The following is a 16,600-nucleotide window of genomic DNA, read 5'->3' on the forward strand; positions in this document are numbered from 1 at the left end:
AATGCAGAATATCTTCTCTCTCATCGGTTTTACTTATCGCAGGAATGGTGTAATACGTTGCATTCTCTGCAGTAATTTTTTGGATGTCATCGGTGTTGAAATAGTAATTATTGTCTTCGGTATTTTTTTCGGTATTTTTGTTTTCTGACCTTTTTTCCCACGTGAAAGTACTGAGGTCATGGGTAATTTCTTTGTCGTATTTGGAAGTTTTGGATAGAACTTCTTCAAGGTTTACTTTAAGAATAGCATTTGTATGTTCCTGAATTGAAGGATCTTCCTGATTGAAAGATTCTGTTCTACAGTTGAGAACTAAAAATAATAATGCAAAAAGCATCAGGAAACTGATTTTTTTCATCATGGTTTTATTTATTTAATGTTAGAGATACAATATTAATACATTTTTCAAAACCTTTATATAACTTTTTCAGAAAAAATATTACTTTTGTGATTAAAATTATAAGATATAGTAATGGAAACTATGGAAGTCATTATTGAAAGAATAAAAGAATACCGCAAGAAGAAAGGCTTTTCGCACGAAAATATGGCAGAGGAGCTTCACATCAGCCAGGCAGCCTACAGCAAAATAGAGAAAAACGAAACCAAGCTTACGGTAGACAGATTGTATCAGATTGCCGAAATACTGGAAACACCTGTTTACGAACTGCTTGATGCAAACCCAAACAATATCTACAATCAGCAGAATTTTTATGATGCTTCGGTAGGACATCAGGAAATTCAAAACCTGTATCAGGAAAATAAAGACAAAACAGATAAGATAGAATCTCTGTACGAAGAACGGCTGAAAGACAAAGATAAAATGATAGAGCAGCTTCAGGATGTCATCAATATTTTAAAAAAATAAAAAATCCCCCGTTTATTTTGAAGCGGGGGATTTACAATTATTTTTTCAGACATTTTTCCAGAAACTGATCCTGTTCCCAGAGAAGGTGCAGAATGTTTTCTTTGGCGGCATATCCGTGAGATTCTTTGGGTAGAAGCACCATTTTTACCGGAGCTCCAAGGTTTTTCAGCGCCTGAAAATATCTTTCGGTCTGCAGGGTAAATGTTCCCGGATTATTGTCTGCATCACCGTGTACCAAAAGCAATGGAGTTTTCATCTTATTGGCATTCATGAACGGGGACATCGTATTATAAATTTCCGGAACGTCCCAATAATTTCTTTGTTCGCTCTGAAATCCGAAAGGCGTTAAAGTTCTGTTGTAGGCTCCGCTTCTTGCAATTCCGCACGCATAATCCTTAGAGTGGGTCAAAAGATTGGCGGTCATAAATGCTCCGTAAGAATGTCCTCCTACTGCCACTTTCTTTCTGTCGATGTAACCTAACTGATCCACTGCATCAATGGCTGCTTTTCCGTTGGCAACCAGTTGCGGGATAAAAGTATCGTTCGGTTCTGTTTTTCCTTCTCCGATAATCGGGAACGCAGCATCGTCCAGAACCGCGTAACCTTTTGCCGTCCAATAGACAAAAGAACCATAATACGGGAAGGTAAAATCATTTGGGTTCTGTGTGCTTTGTCCTGCGGTATTTTTATCCTTGTATTCTGTAGGATAAGCCCAAATCAATAAAGGAAGTTTTTCTTTTTTAGCCTTTCTATCATAGTTCGCAGGCAAATAAAGCGTTCCGGTCAAAGTAACCCCATCGTTTCTTTTATACGTAATCACTTCTTTATACACATCTTTGATGCTTTCAAAAGGATTCGCAAACTGGGTCACCGGTTCATACTTATTCGATTTGATATTTTTCTTAAAATAATTCGGATATTGACTTGCCGACTGCTGAATCGTTAAAACTTCCCCTTTAGAAGGATTAATGATATCAATGATTTCTTCTTTTGCATTTTTTAAATTAGAGGTGTATAACCTTTTCTTTTTTAAAGATTTTACGTCCATTTCATCAATAAAAGGATGCTGTCCTTCTTTGGTAAAACCATCTCCGATCAGATACGCTTTGCCTCCTTTCATATCCACTACATATCTCCCGAACTGGTTTTTTGTGGTATTAAAATTTCCGGGATCGCTATAAACATCCTGATAATTTCTGTCATCAATGATTTTAGATGCACCATTATTCAGATCTACCAGATAAGATTTGGTGTTTCTGGTATCATACCAACTTTCATAAACAATAGCATAGTGATTATTAGTCCAGCTTGTGCCTTCATATCTTTGTTTAGTTTTGAAAAATGATTTTGGCTGTGTAGTAAACGGTGCTTCCCAGATAAAAATTTCGTCTCTGAAATCTGCTGGTTTAGACTGATCTCCACCATCCAGAGCTTCGGCAAAAACCAGCGTTGCAGGCTGATCTGATCTCCAGCTCATATCTCTTTTTCCGGTTCGTACAGATGAAAATCCTTTCGGCATAATTTCGTTCAGCAGAACTTCGTTTACAACTTTTACAAGATTACCTTTCGCATCATATACAGAAGATGTCATGGGAAATCTGTTCAACGGAACGATGTAGGAAAATGGCTTTTTTATTGTTGTTACCATCAGATAATTTCCATCCGGTGAATAACTTAATCCGGCATAGATATCCTTATCCTTAAATTTTTTAAGATTTCCGCTCAGATCCACGTGGTACAAATCAGAATGGGTAAGCATTTCAAAATTCTTTTCATCCTGAGGATTTTTAAGAAGATCCTGATACGTTCTGTTTTGCGAAACTTTTCCGTTGGAAGTAGAAACGATTGGTCCTGTCGGAAGATCTTTAGAAGAATCTATGAGTTTAGGTCTGTTTTCAGGAAGTACCTTAACAAGGAAACTCTGCGAATCTTTTATCCAGCTGTAAGGATTTCCTAAATTCGCATTAAGATTGTCTTTGGTTATTTTCTTTGCTAATGCCGTTTCCAGATCGATCACCCAAAGCTCTACACCATTCTGAGTGGTATTGGTAAAAGCCAACTTTTTTTCATCCGGTGAAAAAGAAGTATTGGTAATTTTCGGATTTTCTGGCAAACCTTTAATCTGAACTTCAGTTTTATCGTTCATCTTACGAACTTTCAGATTATTGGAATAGGTTATGGTACTGGAAATATTGGTTATTGGATTAATCCTCAATCCACCCAGTTTCATTTCCTGTTGGTTGAGATCATCCAAAGTTTTATAAGTTGGTCTGTAAACAAAAACAACCCAATCTTTTTTAGAGTTCATTAAAATGCTTGGTGGTCTGTCATAATCTGCGAGTTTCAGAATTTCGGCAGAAGGTTTCTGGTAAGAAATGTTTTCCTGGGCTTCATAAAAGTTGAGAAAAGCCAGCAGACAGATGGTGAGTTTGATTTTCATTTTTAGATTTTGATTTGTACGAATTTAATGAAAAGTTTTAATAAAATTCGGGATAAAAAATACCTGAGAATAGTGGTATTAAAATAATTTAATACAGATGATTTGAATTAAGAATATTCTGATGACAGAAATACACCGCTGTGAACTATCTTTGCAGCTTCAAAATTGATATAACAATGAAACGTATTTATTCGAAATTTCTGCTTTTGGCATCTATTGCCTTTTCTGTCTACTCTTATGCATGGGGATTAACAGGTCATAGAGTGATTGCAGAGATTGCAGAAAATCATCTTTCCGGAAAAGCAAAAAAAGAAATCAGGAAAATGTTGGGACAGGAAAGAATGGCCTATTGGGCAAACTGGCCGGATTTCATCAAGTCTGATACTACCGGAGTCTGGAAGCAGGCTTCGGCATGGCATTATGTAAATATTGATCCCAAAACAGATTTTACAGCTTTCGAAAAAGATCTGAAAGCTCAGGCAGGAGCTAATCTTTATTCCCAGATTAAAGTATTATCCAGCCAGATTAAAGATGAAAAAACATCTGAAAAAGACAGAAAAATCGCTTTGATTTTTCTCATTCATATGATGGGAGACCTGGCGCAACCAATGCACACAGGAAGAGCTGAAGATTTGGGAGGAAACAAAATCAACGTAACCTATTTTGGTGATAAAACCAATCTGCATTCCGTTTGGGACGGAAAATTAGTCGATTCACAGAAGTACAGCTATACAGAATATGCAAAACTTCTAGACATTAGATCTAAAGATGAAGTCAAAAAGATTCAGTCTGGAACTTTGGAAAACTGGCTGTATGATTCTCATCAGATTGCCAATAAAATCTATGCACAGACTCCGGATGGCTCAAAATTATCTTACGATTATCAGTATAAATTTAATGACGTAATGGAGAGACAGCTTTTGTACGGAGGTTTGAGATTAGCTAAATTATTGAATGATTTGTTTTAAAAGTGAATTCTCAATCGTGAATTTAGCCATCAATTTTATTTTTATTAAAATTCCTTATTGATCATACTACGGATTTAAACACGAAGCACACTAAAGATTTCACCAAGTACAAAATACTTTTGAGCTTTGTGATAATCTTGGTGGTCGTTGTGGTAAAATAGTCATTGTTACAACAAATAGCTTTTAATTATGGCATATTGCGAACAATCAGATTATTTTAATCTTTGAATTATAGAGCGGAACTTCGGTTTCGCTTTTTTGTGAAAACCATTCTGGTAAACTTCTCAGTTTTACATTGATTTTACATTGAATTACTAGCCCCGATGGAAACGGCATCCTTTTGTGATGAGAAACGAAGAGCAAAAGATATAGTGGACAGCGGGAAATAGCTCCTGAAAAATATAAACCTAAATTATCTGACAATTGACGAAGCGGAATAATTTACAACTAATTTCCGAACTTTATTTTAATTTAATAAAAAAATATTGTAACATGTGTAACCTTTTTATTATTCCGAACGTATAATATAATGTAACTCTATTTTTGAGGAAAATTAAATGAGACAATTAAAAATAACCAAGCAGGTTACCAATAGGGAAACCGCTTCATTAGACAAGTACTTGCAGGAAATTGGTAAAGTGGAACTGATAACTGCAGACGAAGAAGTAGATTTGGCACAGAGAATCCGTGCAGGCGACAGAGCCGCTTTGGAAAAATTAATTAAAGCCAATCTCCGTTTCGTAGTTTCTGTATCAAAACAGTACCAAAATCAGGGACTTTCTTTGCCCGATCTGATCAACGAAGGAAATTTGGGATTAATGAAAGCTGCCAAAAGATATGATGAAACCAGAGGTTTCAAATTTATTTCTTATGCAGTTTGGTGGATTCGCCAGTCGATTTTACAGGCATTGGCAGAACAATCAAGAATTGTAAGGTTGCCTTTAAACAAAATTGGTTCTATCAACAAAATCAATAAAGCTTACGCTCACCTTGAGCAGGAAAACGAAAGACCTCCTTCTCCGGAAGAATTGGCGGAAGTTTTGGATATGAGCGAAGAAGATATCAAAGAATCAATGAAAAACAGTGGTCGTCACCTTTCGATGGATGCACCGCTTGTTGAAGGTGAAGATTCTAATTTGTATGATGTACTTCGTTCCGGAGAATCTCCAAGTCCGGATAAAGATCTGATGCTTGAATCTCTTCAAATCGAAATTGAAAGAGCATTGAATACTTTAACGCCGAGAGAAGCAGATTTGGTAAGATTGTATTTCGGACTGAATGGAAAACATCCGATGACTTTGGAAGAAATCGGTGAAACTTTTGACCTTACAAGAGAAAGAGTTCGTCAGATTAAAGAAAAGGCAATCAAAAGACTAAAACACAATACCAGAAGTAAGATTTTGAAATCGTATTTAGGTAAATAATTTTAGTTTTAAATATTATTAACGGAACTTGATTTTTTCAGGTTCCGTTTTTTTATTGTTAGGATTGTTTAATTATATTTATAAAAATAAATTAAAATAATCTAAAAAAACAACCATGAACAAACTCAGTATTATTTCATTAGTTATATTTCTACTGTTTTCATGTAAAGAAAATGAAGCAGATAACGCTGTAGAAAATGCACAATCAAAAGTATCTTATACAAGATATAGTAAAGGTAAAACTATGCTTGATGCAATATATTTGGAACAAATTAAAAATGACGAAAATCTTAAAGCAATTGATAATAGAATAAATATGTTATATGAAGATAGTCAGAAAATAAAAAATATTAATCAGGAAATAACAGATAAATCAACCGAGTATTATCTTGATGCTACATCTGCTGCTAAACGTATTATTGATTCTAGTTTGAGAAAACAGACAATAGAAATGGTGAATGAAAGTATTGCAAGATATCACTTAAAACAGAAAAAGCTGAATGATTTACAAGTTAAAATGAACTATAATAATCAATTGGTTTATAGTGAATATAATTCTTTTAAAATAAGAAAAACACTTCCCGAAATCGAAAAGTATCAAAATGCTCATCCATTGAAAACAGATAGTCTGGAAAAATTTATTGAAAAACAAAAGCAACTTCTTCGCAAATTGAAAAGTTTAAAATAATTGACTGCTACCCCAATATTTTACGTTTTCACAAAACTGCATAAAAACCGGAAGAATATAATCTACCGGTTTTATTCTGTAAATCTATCCTATTTCAGCTTAAAATTAAGAGTCACATTAAAAAATCTACCCGTCAAACGAACCGGAACCGGATACATCATACTTGTATTGGCATCGGTGATCCATTGATTGGCAATTGTGTTGTTGATGTTGAAAGCATTAAAAACCTGAACCCCTAAACTAAGATCCTCAAACTTGCTTAAGAAACCATACGACTGCTTTTTTTCTTTAGAATCTACAAAAACATACGAAAGTCCTAAATCGACTCTTTTATAAGAAGGCAATGTTTTCTGATATTGATATGGATCTGTAAAAACAGGAGCTCCGTTGGGTAATCCCATAGCATAGGTCAAAGTAAGATTGACACGCATTTGTGGGAATTTAGGCATATAATCCTGATAAAACATTGCAAATCTGAATCTCTGGTCAGTTGGTCTAGGAATATCTCCTCTTCCGTCGATATTCTCAAAAACTCTTGCATAACTTGCCGAAAGCCATGAATCTACCCCCGGAACAAATTCTCCGAATAATCTTGTATCTATTCCGTAAGCATGACCTGAAGCATTATTTTCTCCAGAATAACGAATTCTTACATTATCCATAAAATAAGGAATCAGATTGTCCATTTTTTTGTAATACAACTCCGTAGTAAGTTTGAATGGTCTGTCTTCAAACTCAAATTCAACTTCATTGGCCAGAATTGCCTGAATGGAACGCTGAGATTTTATATTGGGATTAAAACCGCCATTCAAATCTTTAATTTCGCGATAAAAAGGAGCCTGATAATAAACTCCCCCCGAAAGTCTGAACCATGTTTCAGTATCCCAGTCCGGTTTGATGGCAAACTGTGCTCTTGGTGAAAAAATAGTTTCATTATTAAAACTCCAGTGTGCAACTCTTGCTCCGGCATTGATAAGAACACGATTGGATCCCCAGAAAAACTTCTGAGAGTACTGTCCGTAAGCTGATAATCTTGTAGGCTGGATATGATTACTTCCTGCAATGCTGTAAAACAGATCCAGATCTGAAGCATCCGGAAATCGGGGATCATCAAGCGGTCTGGGAATGCTGTATCCTGATGAATCTACTAATTTGTATTCGTTGGTAAGATCACGAAGGTTTTCTTTTTCATATTTAAAACCTAATTCTATATCTGTATTTACATTCGGAGAAAAGCGTGTTCTGAACTGCGTTCCGTATGTTCGGACAAACAGATCATTTCTTGCATGCTCAATTTGTCCGCCCACATCATAAGAAGTAATCGGATTTCCTGTCACCGGATCATAGGTCTGTAAAACATAGCTGGACGCAATTGTATAATATTCTCTTTCGCGATTCTGATACGCAAAATTATCAAGAGTAAATCTCCATTTATCTGATGCTTTGAAATTGGCAGAAAAAGTTCCCATCATATTTTTGTACTGGTCATTTTCTCTACCATTATAAAATACAGTAAGATTGAGTGGTTGATTGATAGAACCAAAATCTACACTTCTCTGTTTGGGAATCATTTCATAATCATTCTTAGAATAATATCCTATGAAAGAGAAATTAAGCTTTTCGGTTGCATGAAAATTCAGATAAGACTGAAAGTCATAATAGGTGGGATTGAAATCTGTATCTTCATTTAACGTGTTTAAAACCAGATTGGTATTTCGGTATCTTCCCGAAAATAAAGCAGTAAATTTTTTATTGCCGCTTTCGTTTTCTTTTCCTGAAGCAAAACCCGTCGTCAATCTCCCTCCGATTAAACTTGCTTCTCCTCCAAGTTCAAATTTTTTCGGTTCACGATAATAAACATTTAAAGCAGATGACATTTTATCACCATATCTCGGTTCAAAACCTCCAGCCGAAAAGTTAACAGCGGAAACCATATCGGGATTAATGATACTTAAACCTTCCTGCTGTGAATTTCTGATCAGAAACGGTCTGTAAATTTCAATATCATTAATATAAATTAAGTTTTCATCATAATTTCCTCCACGTACCATATATTGTGAGGAAAGCTCTGTGTTGGAGTTTACCGAAGGAAGTGTTTTGAGCAAACTTTCTACTCCGCCCGAAATACTGGAAACATTTTTGGCATCTTTTCCCGAGATACTTACAGCAGTAATATCATTGGTGCGTCCTGTACCTCTTTTCTGGAAAATAACTTCCTCAATTTGCGTGGTTCTTGTTGTTGTATCTCTTTTTCTGTTTTGTGAGAAAAACAGCATCGGAACCATTAAGCTCAGTGGTAAAACTAGTTTTTTCAAGCGGAATTTTTTAGAATTTCTAAAATTAAGTATTTTTTAACAATTATAGTATAGATTCTCTTACTCTTGTCAGTTTTTGTAACAAATCTTCCAATAAATCTAATCTTAACATATTGGCTCCATCAGAAAGAGCAGTTTCGGGAGTCGGATGTGTTTCAATGAAGATTCCGTCTGCTCCCACAGCAATTCCCGCTTTGGCAACAGTTTCAATCAGATCCGGTCTTCCTCCTGTTACTCCTGAACTTTGATTGGGTTGCTGCAAAGAATGAGTAACATCCAGAATAACCGGTGCATAATTTCTCATGGTAGGAATCCCTCTGTAATCAACAATCAAATCGGTATATCCGAAAGAATTTCCTCTTTCGATGATGGCTACCTTATCGTTACCTGAATCGGTCACTTTTTCAACGGCAAACTTCATGGATTCGGGAGAAAGAAACTGCCCTTTTTTCAGCGTAACACATTTTCCTGTTTTTGCAGCAGCTATCAAAAGATCTGTCTGACGAACCAAAAATGCAGGTATTTGCAATACATCTACAAACTGAGCAGCCAAAGCTGCATGCTCGTTTTCGTGGATATCTGTAGTGGTAGGAATATTAAATGTCTCCCCTACTTTCTTAAGAATTTCCAGAGACTTTTCTTCGCCAATTGTCGTGAAAGAATCTACCCTGCTCCGATTGGCTTTTTTGAAACTTCCCTTGAAAATGTAAGGAATATTGTATTTATTGGTCAGTTCAATTACTTTTTCGGCAATTCTGAGAGCCATATCTTCACCCTCGATGATGCATGGTCCTGCGATTAAAAAAAAGTTTTTTGAATCTTTGTGGTGTATGTTTTCTAAATGTTGAATCATTTTTTAAGTAAATTAAATGTGAGTAAAAATACTGAGAAAGTTCCAAAAAGCGAAATTATTTGGAGTTGAATAGATTTCAGCCTTAGACTTCAAGAAGTTTAATATCATAAAATAAGGATTAAGGATCAATTATTATCCATTTACAGCAAAGACAATGGAGCTAAAACTTTTTAATGATTTTTTCAAATGTATTCAAATTTCTGCTCGTAAACTGATCTTTTAAACTTTTTTTGCCTAAAATTTTACCAAAACTCGAATCTAATGTATTTCCTTTTGGAACCTGCCAATAAAATATATGGTTAGTAATTTCTGCTTTTTCATTCTCAGTTTTTACCGCCTCCTGAAACTCTTTCATTAAAACATTTTCTATTTGCTCGTTTCCTACAAATACATAAGTATGAAAATCAGCGATACGATCAAACGGATTTGCATTCCAGATATTTTTTGTTTCTTTTTCAGTTTTCAGAAACAGAAATGCTTCATAATTAAAATACTCAGACATTGATTTTTCAAGAATTACTTTTACATCTTCCGCTTTTTTATCAGACGAGAAAATAATATTTCCTGATGCTAAAACCGAAGTAACATTTTCCATTCCTGCATCTTTGAAAACCTTACAGACATCTGCCATCTTCATATTGGTTCCTTTTACATTAACGCCGCGGAGGAAAGCACAGTATTTCATTGTTTTGAAGTTTGAGAATAAAATTAATTTTTAGTTTTTAATCTTTTCATACAAATTATAATCGGTGCCGGAAGGTTTTAGTTTATAAATTTTTTCTAAAACAGGATTATCGCTTTCCAGATGATTTTTGATTCTGAACTCTTTCAATAATTTGTATTTTGATCGGTAGTAATCAGCATTTTTTCCTTCAAAAAGATCTTTATTACAAAGAAGATATTTAGGTTTTCTGTTTTTAACAGTATTAAGCCAGTAATTTGGCTTATCTTTTTTTATTTCTTCCTGAATTTGCTTATCTACCAATCCTACTTCGTCAATGGTTTTTAAACCTGAAAAATAGGGAACATAACCGGCAGGTTCCAATAAAATCCATTGTTTTTTATCTTTTTCGTACTGATTCAGAAACAATCCGATAGATCTTCTGTAATTCCATTCTCCGTTCCCTGTTGCAATAGAATGTATGGTCTGAAATGCTGTCATTGGTAGAATATAGAAGATCACGAGTAAAGCAAGCCAAAGATTCCGTTTTGCTTTCTGTTCTAAAACAAAAATAAGAACAGGAACGAAAAGCAGGATCTGCGGAACCCAATAATACCAGTCAAAAAGGCTTTTTTGAGAAAGAAAGATCATCTGTTTTGCCCATGCAAAAAGAAAAATGATCCACAAAAAGAAGTTTCTCTTCTCTTGTTGACGGATTAAATAAATAAAGCATAAAAGTTCAAAAACAATAATAATGATAGTGATCGGATTAAAATCTGAAGGCACCTTCAACATTCCCCAGAAATTTCCGTAATTCAATCTGAAATATTCGAAATTCTGGTAAAAAGTATAGCCTCTGTCATATGCCAGTTTTTTAGCGACGATGGTATTATTTACCCACTCTCCAAAGTAAAACCAATTAAAACAGATACAAACGGTAGCACCAATAATTCCACCTAAAACATAATTCCATCTTACTTTTTTGTTCCAGAAAATATCTGTCAGAAAGATGATGCCCAGAAAAATAGCCGTATCAATTCTTGTGAATAGAATCAGTGTTGGAAGTATAAGTAAAGCCCATTTTTTTTCTTTTTTAAAACCGTAGTATAATAAAGCCATTTCAAGAAAAAACAGGATTCCGTATTCCATTCCAAGAATAGAAATTTTAATAGAAGGTGGTAAAATTCCAAATAAAATAATGAAAACAGCTTTATGCCTATTGTTTTTGAATAAAAGATGCGAAAGCAGCAAACTTCCTATCGAAAATAAAACAGTATTAAAAACTAAAATAGGAATGACAAAGTTTTCTTTGCCGAACATTAGATTAAATATAGATGAAACAAAAACATACAGGTGCGTGGTAGATGCCGAAATTTTAGTATCTCCATTAAAACCGATAACACCATAATCTATCAAATTTTGAGCAACTCTCCAGGTAATGAATGCATCCTCCTGAATGTGATGGGTAAGGAAAAAAATAAACTTGATCAGTATAGCAAAAATGACTGCGTAAATCGGGAGTTTTCTGTATTGGGTTTCAGACATTGCGTTTTTTTAGATGCACAAATATAATTTTAAATTTTATGAATATCAACAAAAAAAAACGGAACCGAAGTTCCGTTTATATAATATGCTTATGTTATTGTGTTGCTTTGATGATCGCTGTCGTAATCTGATCTTCTTTTTCTTTAGCATAAGTAGAGTCATACTTTTCCATGACATCAAACAAATATTGGTAATAAGGCGTGATCTTCTGCACTTTTTCAGATTCTTTCATCGCTTTTTCTTTGCCCATTTGCTGCAGATCTTTAATGAATACATTAAACTTCTGATCAATTGGCTCAATAGACTTCACCAAATAGGCATAAGCTTTATCTTTTTGACCTATTTTTTGATAAGCATCTGTAACCGAAGTTACTACTAAAGAATATTCCATAGGCTTCGATCTCATGGCTCTTCCCATATATCTTTGTTCGCTTGGGCTTAGTAAAAGATAATAATCGTATTCCGAGAAGACACCTTTTTTAAGGATTTCAGCCAGCTTTAAGCCTTTTTGTTCCTGACCAGAAACAATATAACCATATACCATAGAACTCAAAGATCTTGGATCGTTATATTTCTCAGCAGGAATTTCTTTTGATGCCAAATCCAGAATCTCTATCGCTTTTGCTTTCTGCCCTGCTAATGCCAAAGCAGCTGCTGCTCTGCTTGCCGAACTTCTGTAGCTCATAATGTTAGATGTTGCTGTCTCATCAAAATGTACATCAATATTTTTAAAATTACCCCATCTGAAATTTTTCACAATATTGTAAAGTGAGTTAGCATCTACTCTTCCCATTTCGCCATCGCTACTTCTTGGTGTATAGATCGGAATAAAACGGTAGCTGAAGCCATCAAACTGAAGATAATCATCCAGATAGAAGATATTTTCACTGTCATAAACTCCGCCTGAAGAAAAATTGATAGGTCTTTTCCAATCGAAATTAGCTAAAAGATCAAACATCATCAGATTGTTTTTGTACAATGTGCCGGCTTTGTAGTCTACAATGATCTGATCTGCAGCCCGGCTTGCTTCCGAAGCACTGATGATCCCTGCTTTTACTGCATTTGCTTTATTAACCGGAATTACAAACTTATTCACAGGTAAAAAATTGTATTTCTCGTAACGTTCTTCACCATAAATCATTTTCAGAACTTCATCTTTTTCAGGCGATTTCATTTTAATAAAATCTACTGCTTCTTTTACCGTCATAGAATCCTGTACAAGATATTTCTGGAATGGTTTGATGATTTCTTCAGGAGCACCAGACTGCTGAAGGTTTTCAAGAATATTTTTCCAATCATTCTTTTTCATCAGATAAATCTGGTCATTTACTCCGTCTCTGTAATCTTCATGGGTAAGCTGGCTCGGTATTCCTTCTGCATTGTAAGTTTTTCTTTTCACCTGATCAATATTCCATGGGGTGGAAAGAAGGGTGAAATTAACTACTTTCACATCGTCTCTGAACCTTTCTGTCTCTTGCATTGCCCAAACCGGATATGTATCATTATCACCGTATACAAACAATATATCATTCTTTGGCAACGACTTTAATACGGAGTAAGAATAATCATAAGCAGTATATCTTTCGCTTCTGTCATGGGAAGAATAATTCTGGAAGCCCATCATCAAAGGAATTCCCAATAGAATAACACCAAATCCGATATTAGCTGCATTAGACTTTACCTTTGATTGTAAATACCAAAGAATAGCTCCTGCTCCCAGACCAATCCATATTGCAAAAGCATAGAAAGATCCTACCATTGCATAATCTCTTTCTCTTGGCTCAAAAGGTTTTACACCAGTATAGAAGATAATTCCGACACTTGTAAGGACGAACAATGATAATATCGCATAAAATCTTCCGAAATCTCTACTGAACTGGAAATAGCATCCCAAAATCCCTAAAATAAGAGGTAAAAAGAAAAAGGCTACTGTACTTTCGTTTTTATATTTGGCAGGCATTGCATCCTGATTTCCAAGCCTTGCGTCGTCGATAAAAGAAATTCCGGAGATCCAGTTTCCTCTTAAATCGTCTGTAGAACCTTCTAGGTCATTTTGTCTTCCGGCAAAATTCCACAAAAGATATCTTAAGAAATAATAACCATTTTGAAACGTGATGAAGTAATCCATATTCTGCATCAAAGAAGGTTTCTGAACTTTAATAAGATTATAAGGTCTTACTTTCAAATAATCTGCTGCGGTAATATCACCATCATTATACTTTGCTTTCAGTTCACTGAAAATTTCCTGAGCTTCAGGGCTGTCTGCAACATCTTCATTATCATAATTAAATGTAAAATCAGGAGCGCCGTACATGGAAATGTAATTATTCATTACATCTTTATCATCATTAAACATTCTCGGCATAAGACTCACATGAGATTTATCGAAAACATAATTGAAACGCTCACTGGTTTTTATATATCTTCCTGTTTTTTCGTCTTTTTCATAAACATCACCTTTTTTCGTTGTTTTGAAACTTCCGTCTTCATTTTTTTGAATTCCGTTAGCATCTAAAAAGGCAGTGTAGTTTTGTCCGTAAATTGTTGGCCAGTCACCGTACTGTTCTCTATTATAATAATCCAGCATTCCGATTGCGGTATCCGGATCATTAAGGTTCATTGGAGGATTTGCATTAGCCCTGATCGGAATAACCATCCAACATGAGAAACCAATGATCATATAAACGACGGATAAAGCAATGGTCTGATAAATATTTCTTTTCGCTTTTTTTGCATATTTAATCATTAAGTAGCAAAGCCCGACCATAATGATAAATCCTGCAATTGTTCCTGAATGAAATGGCAAACTTAAACCATTCACAAAGAAGATCTCAAGTCTTCCGAACAAGGTCATGATGATAGGGAAAATAAGTTTAAAAACAATAATTAGAATCCCTAAAGTAATGGCATTTGCCCAAAGAAAGTTCATCCATGTGAACTTATAATTTCTGGCATAATATACAAGACAAACTGCAGGAATTGCCAGCATACACATCATGTGAACGCCTACAGAAAGCCCAAGAATAAAGAAAATTAAAATGATCCATCTTTCGCTGTCTCTTTCAAGATATTCGTTTTCCCATTTGGTAATCAACCACACAAGCAAAGCAATAAACATGGAAGCCATTGAGTAAACCTCGCCTTCTACCGCAGAAAACCAAAAAGTATCTGAAAATGTAAAACATAAGGAGCCGATAACACCGGCAAAAAGTATGGCAATTTCCTGATGTCTGGTAATCTCTTCAAAATCTTTGTTTAAAAGTCTTCTCACAAAATGAGTAATCGTCCAGAATAAAAACAAAATGGTCAGCGCACTGAATAAAGCCGACATTCCATTAATCACAACAGAATAATTTTCACCCTGTCCAAAAGCAAAAATAGCAGCAACAGCTCCTACAATCTGAAATAATGCAGCACCGGGAGCATGGGTGACTTCCAGTTTTACTGCGGAAGAAATATATTCACCACAATCCCAAAAACTAAAGTTGGGTTCTATGGTTGATAAGTACGTGAAAAATGCAATAACGAAAATCACCCACCCGAGAATGGTATTCCATTGCCTAAAAGTCCAGTTTTTCATAGTATAAAATCAATGATGCGAAAATAAGGTTTTTAGATTAGTTTATCTTCATTTTAACAAATTTTAAAAAATGTGGCGTAATTTTTGTCTGTTTCGCATTGCTGTAGGCTGAAATAAATCACTTATTTGCATGTTAATAAACTTATAATTGACTAAAAGTTTAAAAAGTATTTATTTTTTTGTATTTTTGCCGACAGATTTTTATTGAAAAATAACAAATAATGAGTAATGTTTACGATAATATTCTTGGCTTAATCGGGAGCACGCCTTTGGTAAAATTAAATACCGTCACAAAAGACATACCTGCAACTGTTTATGCTAAGTTAGAATCATATAATCCTGGACATTCCACAAAAGATAGAATCGCACTTCATATCATAGAAAACGCTGAGAAAAAAGGTTTATTAAAGGAAGATTCTGTAGTGGTAGAAACCACTTCCGGAAATACAGGTTTCTCAATTGCCATGGTCTGCATTATTAAAGGTTATAAATGCATACTGGCAGTGAGTGATAAAACTAAGCCTGAAAAAATTGCTTACCTTAAAGCTTTAGGAGCAAAAGTTTATGTGTGTCCTGCGAATGTTCCCGCGAATGACCCTAGATCTTATTATGAAGTAGCAAAAAGAATTGCTGCTGAGACCCCTAATTCTATTTACATCAATCAATACTTTAATGAGTTGAATGTTGATGCCCATTACAAGACCACCGGTCCTGAATTATGGGAACAGACTCAGGGGAAAATCACCCACCTTTTTGCATGTACAGGAACAGGAGGAACACTCTCAGGATCTGCCAAATTTTTAAAAGAAAAAAATCCTGATATAAAGATTATAGGTGTAGATGCAGACGGATCTATTCTTAAAAGTTATCATGAAACCGGCGAAATCCACAAAGAAGATGTACATCCTTATCAGATTGAGGGAATGGGTAAAAATTTAATCCCTTCTGCTCTTCTTTTTGAGAAAGTAGATCATTTTGTGAGAGTAAATGACGAGATGTCTGCCTACAGAACCAGAGAAATCGCTCTAAAAGAAGCCATCATGGGTGGGTATACAACAGGAGCTGTAACTCAGGCATTGATTCAGTATGCCAATTCTTACCAATTTACTGAAAAAGACTGTGTCGTATTGATCTATCCTGATCATGGTTCCAGATATATAACAAAAGTTTACAGCGATAAATGGATGGAAGAGCAAGGTTTTATCAATAACTGTTTTCACAATTATGAAGAAGTCTTCAAGACAGAAATTATCAAATAAAAATT

Annotated in this window: 12 protein-coding genes; 5 read left to right on the forward strand and 7 right to left on the reverse strand. The window is 34.8% G+C overall.

What is annotated here, in order from left to right; genetic code table 11:
* Positions 1-358, reverse strand: a 358-nt coding sequence (locus tag FOL89_RS10080; RefSeq protein WP_144282677.1) for a hypothetical protein, incomplete at its 3' end; no start/stop codon positions are given.
* A 111-nt stretch (positions 359-469) separates the two neighbouring features.
* Between FOL89_RS10080 and FOL89_RS10085 the strand changes: the two genes are divergently transcribed.
* On the forward strand, positions 470-862 hold the full coding sequence (locus FOL89_RS10085) for a helix-turn-helix domain-containing protein (protein WP_144282678.1): 393 nt from the start codon (positions 470-472) through the stop codon (positions 860-862).
* 37 nt (positions 863-899) lie between these two features.
* Here FOL89_RS10085 and FOL89_RS10090 read toward each other — a convergent pair whose 3' ends face one another.
* On the reverse strand, positions 900-3,302 hold the full coding sequence (locus FOL89_RS10090; RefSeq protein ID WP_144282679.1) for an alpha/beta hydrolase family protein: 2,403 nt from the start codon (positions 3,300-3,302) through the stop codon (positions 900-902).
* A 176-nt stretch (positions 3,303-3,478) separates the two neighbouring features.
* Between FOL89_RS10090 and FOL89_RS10095 the strand changes: the two genes are divergently transcribed.
* The 3 genes from FOL89_RS10095 to FOL89_RS10105 all read left to right on the forward strand — a co-directional run bounded on the left by FOL89_RS10095 (position 3,479) and on the right by FOL89_RS10105 (position 6,382).
* The gene (locus FOL89_RS10095) at positions 3,479-4,270 is read left to right on the forward strand and encodes a S1/P1 nuclease (RefSeq protein WP_144282680.1); all 792 of its coding nucleotides are present in this window, start codon (positions 3,479-3,481) and stop codon (positions 4,268-4,270) included.
* A gap of 557 nt (positions 4,271-4,827) precedes the next feature.
* On the forward strand, positions 4,828-5,694 hold the full coding sequence (locus FOL89_RS10100; protein WP_027385416.1) for a sigma-70 family RNA polymerase sigma factor: 867 nt from the start codon (positions 4,828-4,830) through the stop codon (positions 5,692-5,694).
* A 115-nt stretch (positions 5,695-5,809) separates the two neighbouring features.
* Positions 5,810-6,382: a hypothetical protein gene (locus tag FOL89_RS10105; protein WP_144282681.1), complete on the forward strand. Its 573-nt coding sequence runs from the start codon at positions 5,810-5,812 to the stop codon at positions 6,380-6,382.
* A gap of 89 nt (positions 6,383-6,471) precedes the next feature.
* Here FOL89_RS10105 and FOL89_RS10110 read toward each other — a convergent pair whose 3' ends face one another.
* The 5 genes from FOL89_RS10110 to FOL89_RS10130 all read right to left on the reverse strand — a co-directional run bounded on the left by FOL89_RS10110 (position 6,472) and on the right by FOL89_RS10130 (position 15,336).
* The gene (locus FOL89_RS10110) at positions 6,472-8,697 is read right to left on the reverse strand and encodes a TonB-dependent receptor plug domain-containing protein (protein ID WP_144282682.1); all 2,226 of its coding nucleotides are present in this window, start codon (positions 8,695-8,697) and stop codon (positions 6,472-6,474) included.
* 43 nt (positions 8,698-8,740) lie between these two features.
* Positions 8,741-9,550 (reverse strand): 3-deoxy-8-phosphooctulonate synthase, encoded by an 810-nt coding sequence (kdsA, locus tag FOL89_RS10115; protein WP_144282683.1) that lies wholly within the window; start codon positions 9,548-9,550, stop codon positions 8,741-8,743.
* A 160-nt stretch (positions 9,551-9,710) separates the two neighbouring features.
* The gene (locus tag FOL89_RS10120; protein ID WP_144282684.1) at positions 9,711-10,235 is read right to left on the reverse strand and encodes a DUF1697 domain-containing protein; all 525 of its coding nucleotides are present in this window, start codon (positions 10,233-10,235) and stop codon (positions 9,711-9,713) included.
* Between the two features lie 30 nt (positions 10,236-10,265).
* On the reverse strand, positions 10,266-11,756 hold the full coding sequence (locus tag FOL89_RS17845; protein WP_228444896.1) for a hypothetical protein: 1,491 nt from the start codon (positions 11,754-11,756) through the stop codon (positions 10,266-10,268).
* A 94-nt stretch (positions 11,757-11,850) separates the two neighbouring features.
* Positions 11,851-15,336 carry a glycosyltransferase family 117 protein gene (locus tag FOL89_RS10130; protein ID WP_144282685.1) on the reverse strand — a complete coding sequence of 1,162 codons (3,486 nt, stop codon included), beginning with the start codon at positions 15,334-15,336 and terminating at the stop codon, positions 11,851-11,853.
* Between the two features lie 221 nt (positions 15,337-15,557).
* On the opposite strand from FOL89_RS10130, the gene FOL89_RS10135 reads away from it, so the two are divergent.
* Positions 15,558-16,595: a PLP-dependent cysteine synthase family protein gene (locus FOL89_RS10135; RefSeq protein WP_144282686.1), complete on the forward strand. Its 1,038-nt coding sequence runs from the start codon at positions 15,558-15,560 to the stop codon at positions 16,593-16,595.
* Positions 16,596-16,600: the final 5 nt, after the last annotated feature.

Origin of the sequence: Chryseobacterium echinoideorum (assembly GCF_007474535.1) — a bacterium.
Classification (GTDB): Bacteria; Bacteroidota; Bacteroidia; order Flavobacteriales; family Weeksellaceae; genus Chryseobacterium; species Chryseobacterium echinoideorum.

Coding starts and splice junctions, on each gene's coding strand:
- FOL89_RS10085 (WP_144282678.1), top strand. CDS start 470: ATGGAAACTATGGAAGTCATTATTGAAAGAATAAAAGAATACCGCAAG.
- FOL89_RS10090 (WP_144282679.1), bottom strand. CDS start 3,302: ATGAAAATCAAACTCACCATCTGTCTGCTGGCTTTTCTCAACTTTTAT.
- FOL89_RS10095 (WP_144282680.1), top strand. CDS start 3,479: ATGAAACGTATTTATTCGAAATTTCTGCTTTTGGCATCTATTGCCTTT.
- FOL89_RS10100 (WP_027385416.1), top strand. CDS start 4,828: ATGAGACAATTAAAAATAACCAAGCAGGTTACCAATAGGGAAACCGCT.
- FOL89_RS10105 (WP_144282681.1), top strand. CDS start 5,810: ATGAACAAACTCAGTATTATTTCATTAGTTATATTTCTACTGTTTTCA.
- kdsA (WP_144282683.1), bottom strand. CDS start 9,550: ATGATTCAACATTTAGAAAACATACACCACAAAGATTCAAAAAACTTT.
- FOL89_RS10120 (WP_144282684.1), bottom strand. CDS start 10,235: ATGAAATACTGTGCTTTCCTCCGCGGCGTTAATGTAAAAGGAACCAAT.
- FOL89_RS17845 (WP_228444896.1), bottom strand. CDS start 11,756: ATGTCTGAAACCCAATACAGAAAACTCCCGATTTACGCAGTCATTTTT.
- FOL89_RS10130 (WP_144282685.1), bottom strand. CDS start 15,336: ATGAAAAACTGGACTTTTAGGCAATGGAATACCATTCTCGGGTGGGTG.
- FOL89_RS10135 (WP_144282686.1), top strand. CDS start 15,558: ATGAGTAATGTTTACGATAATATTCTTGGCTTAATCGGGAGCACGCCT.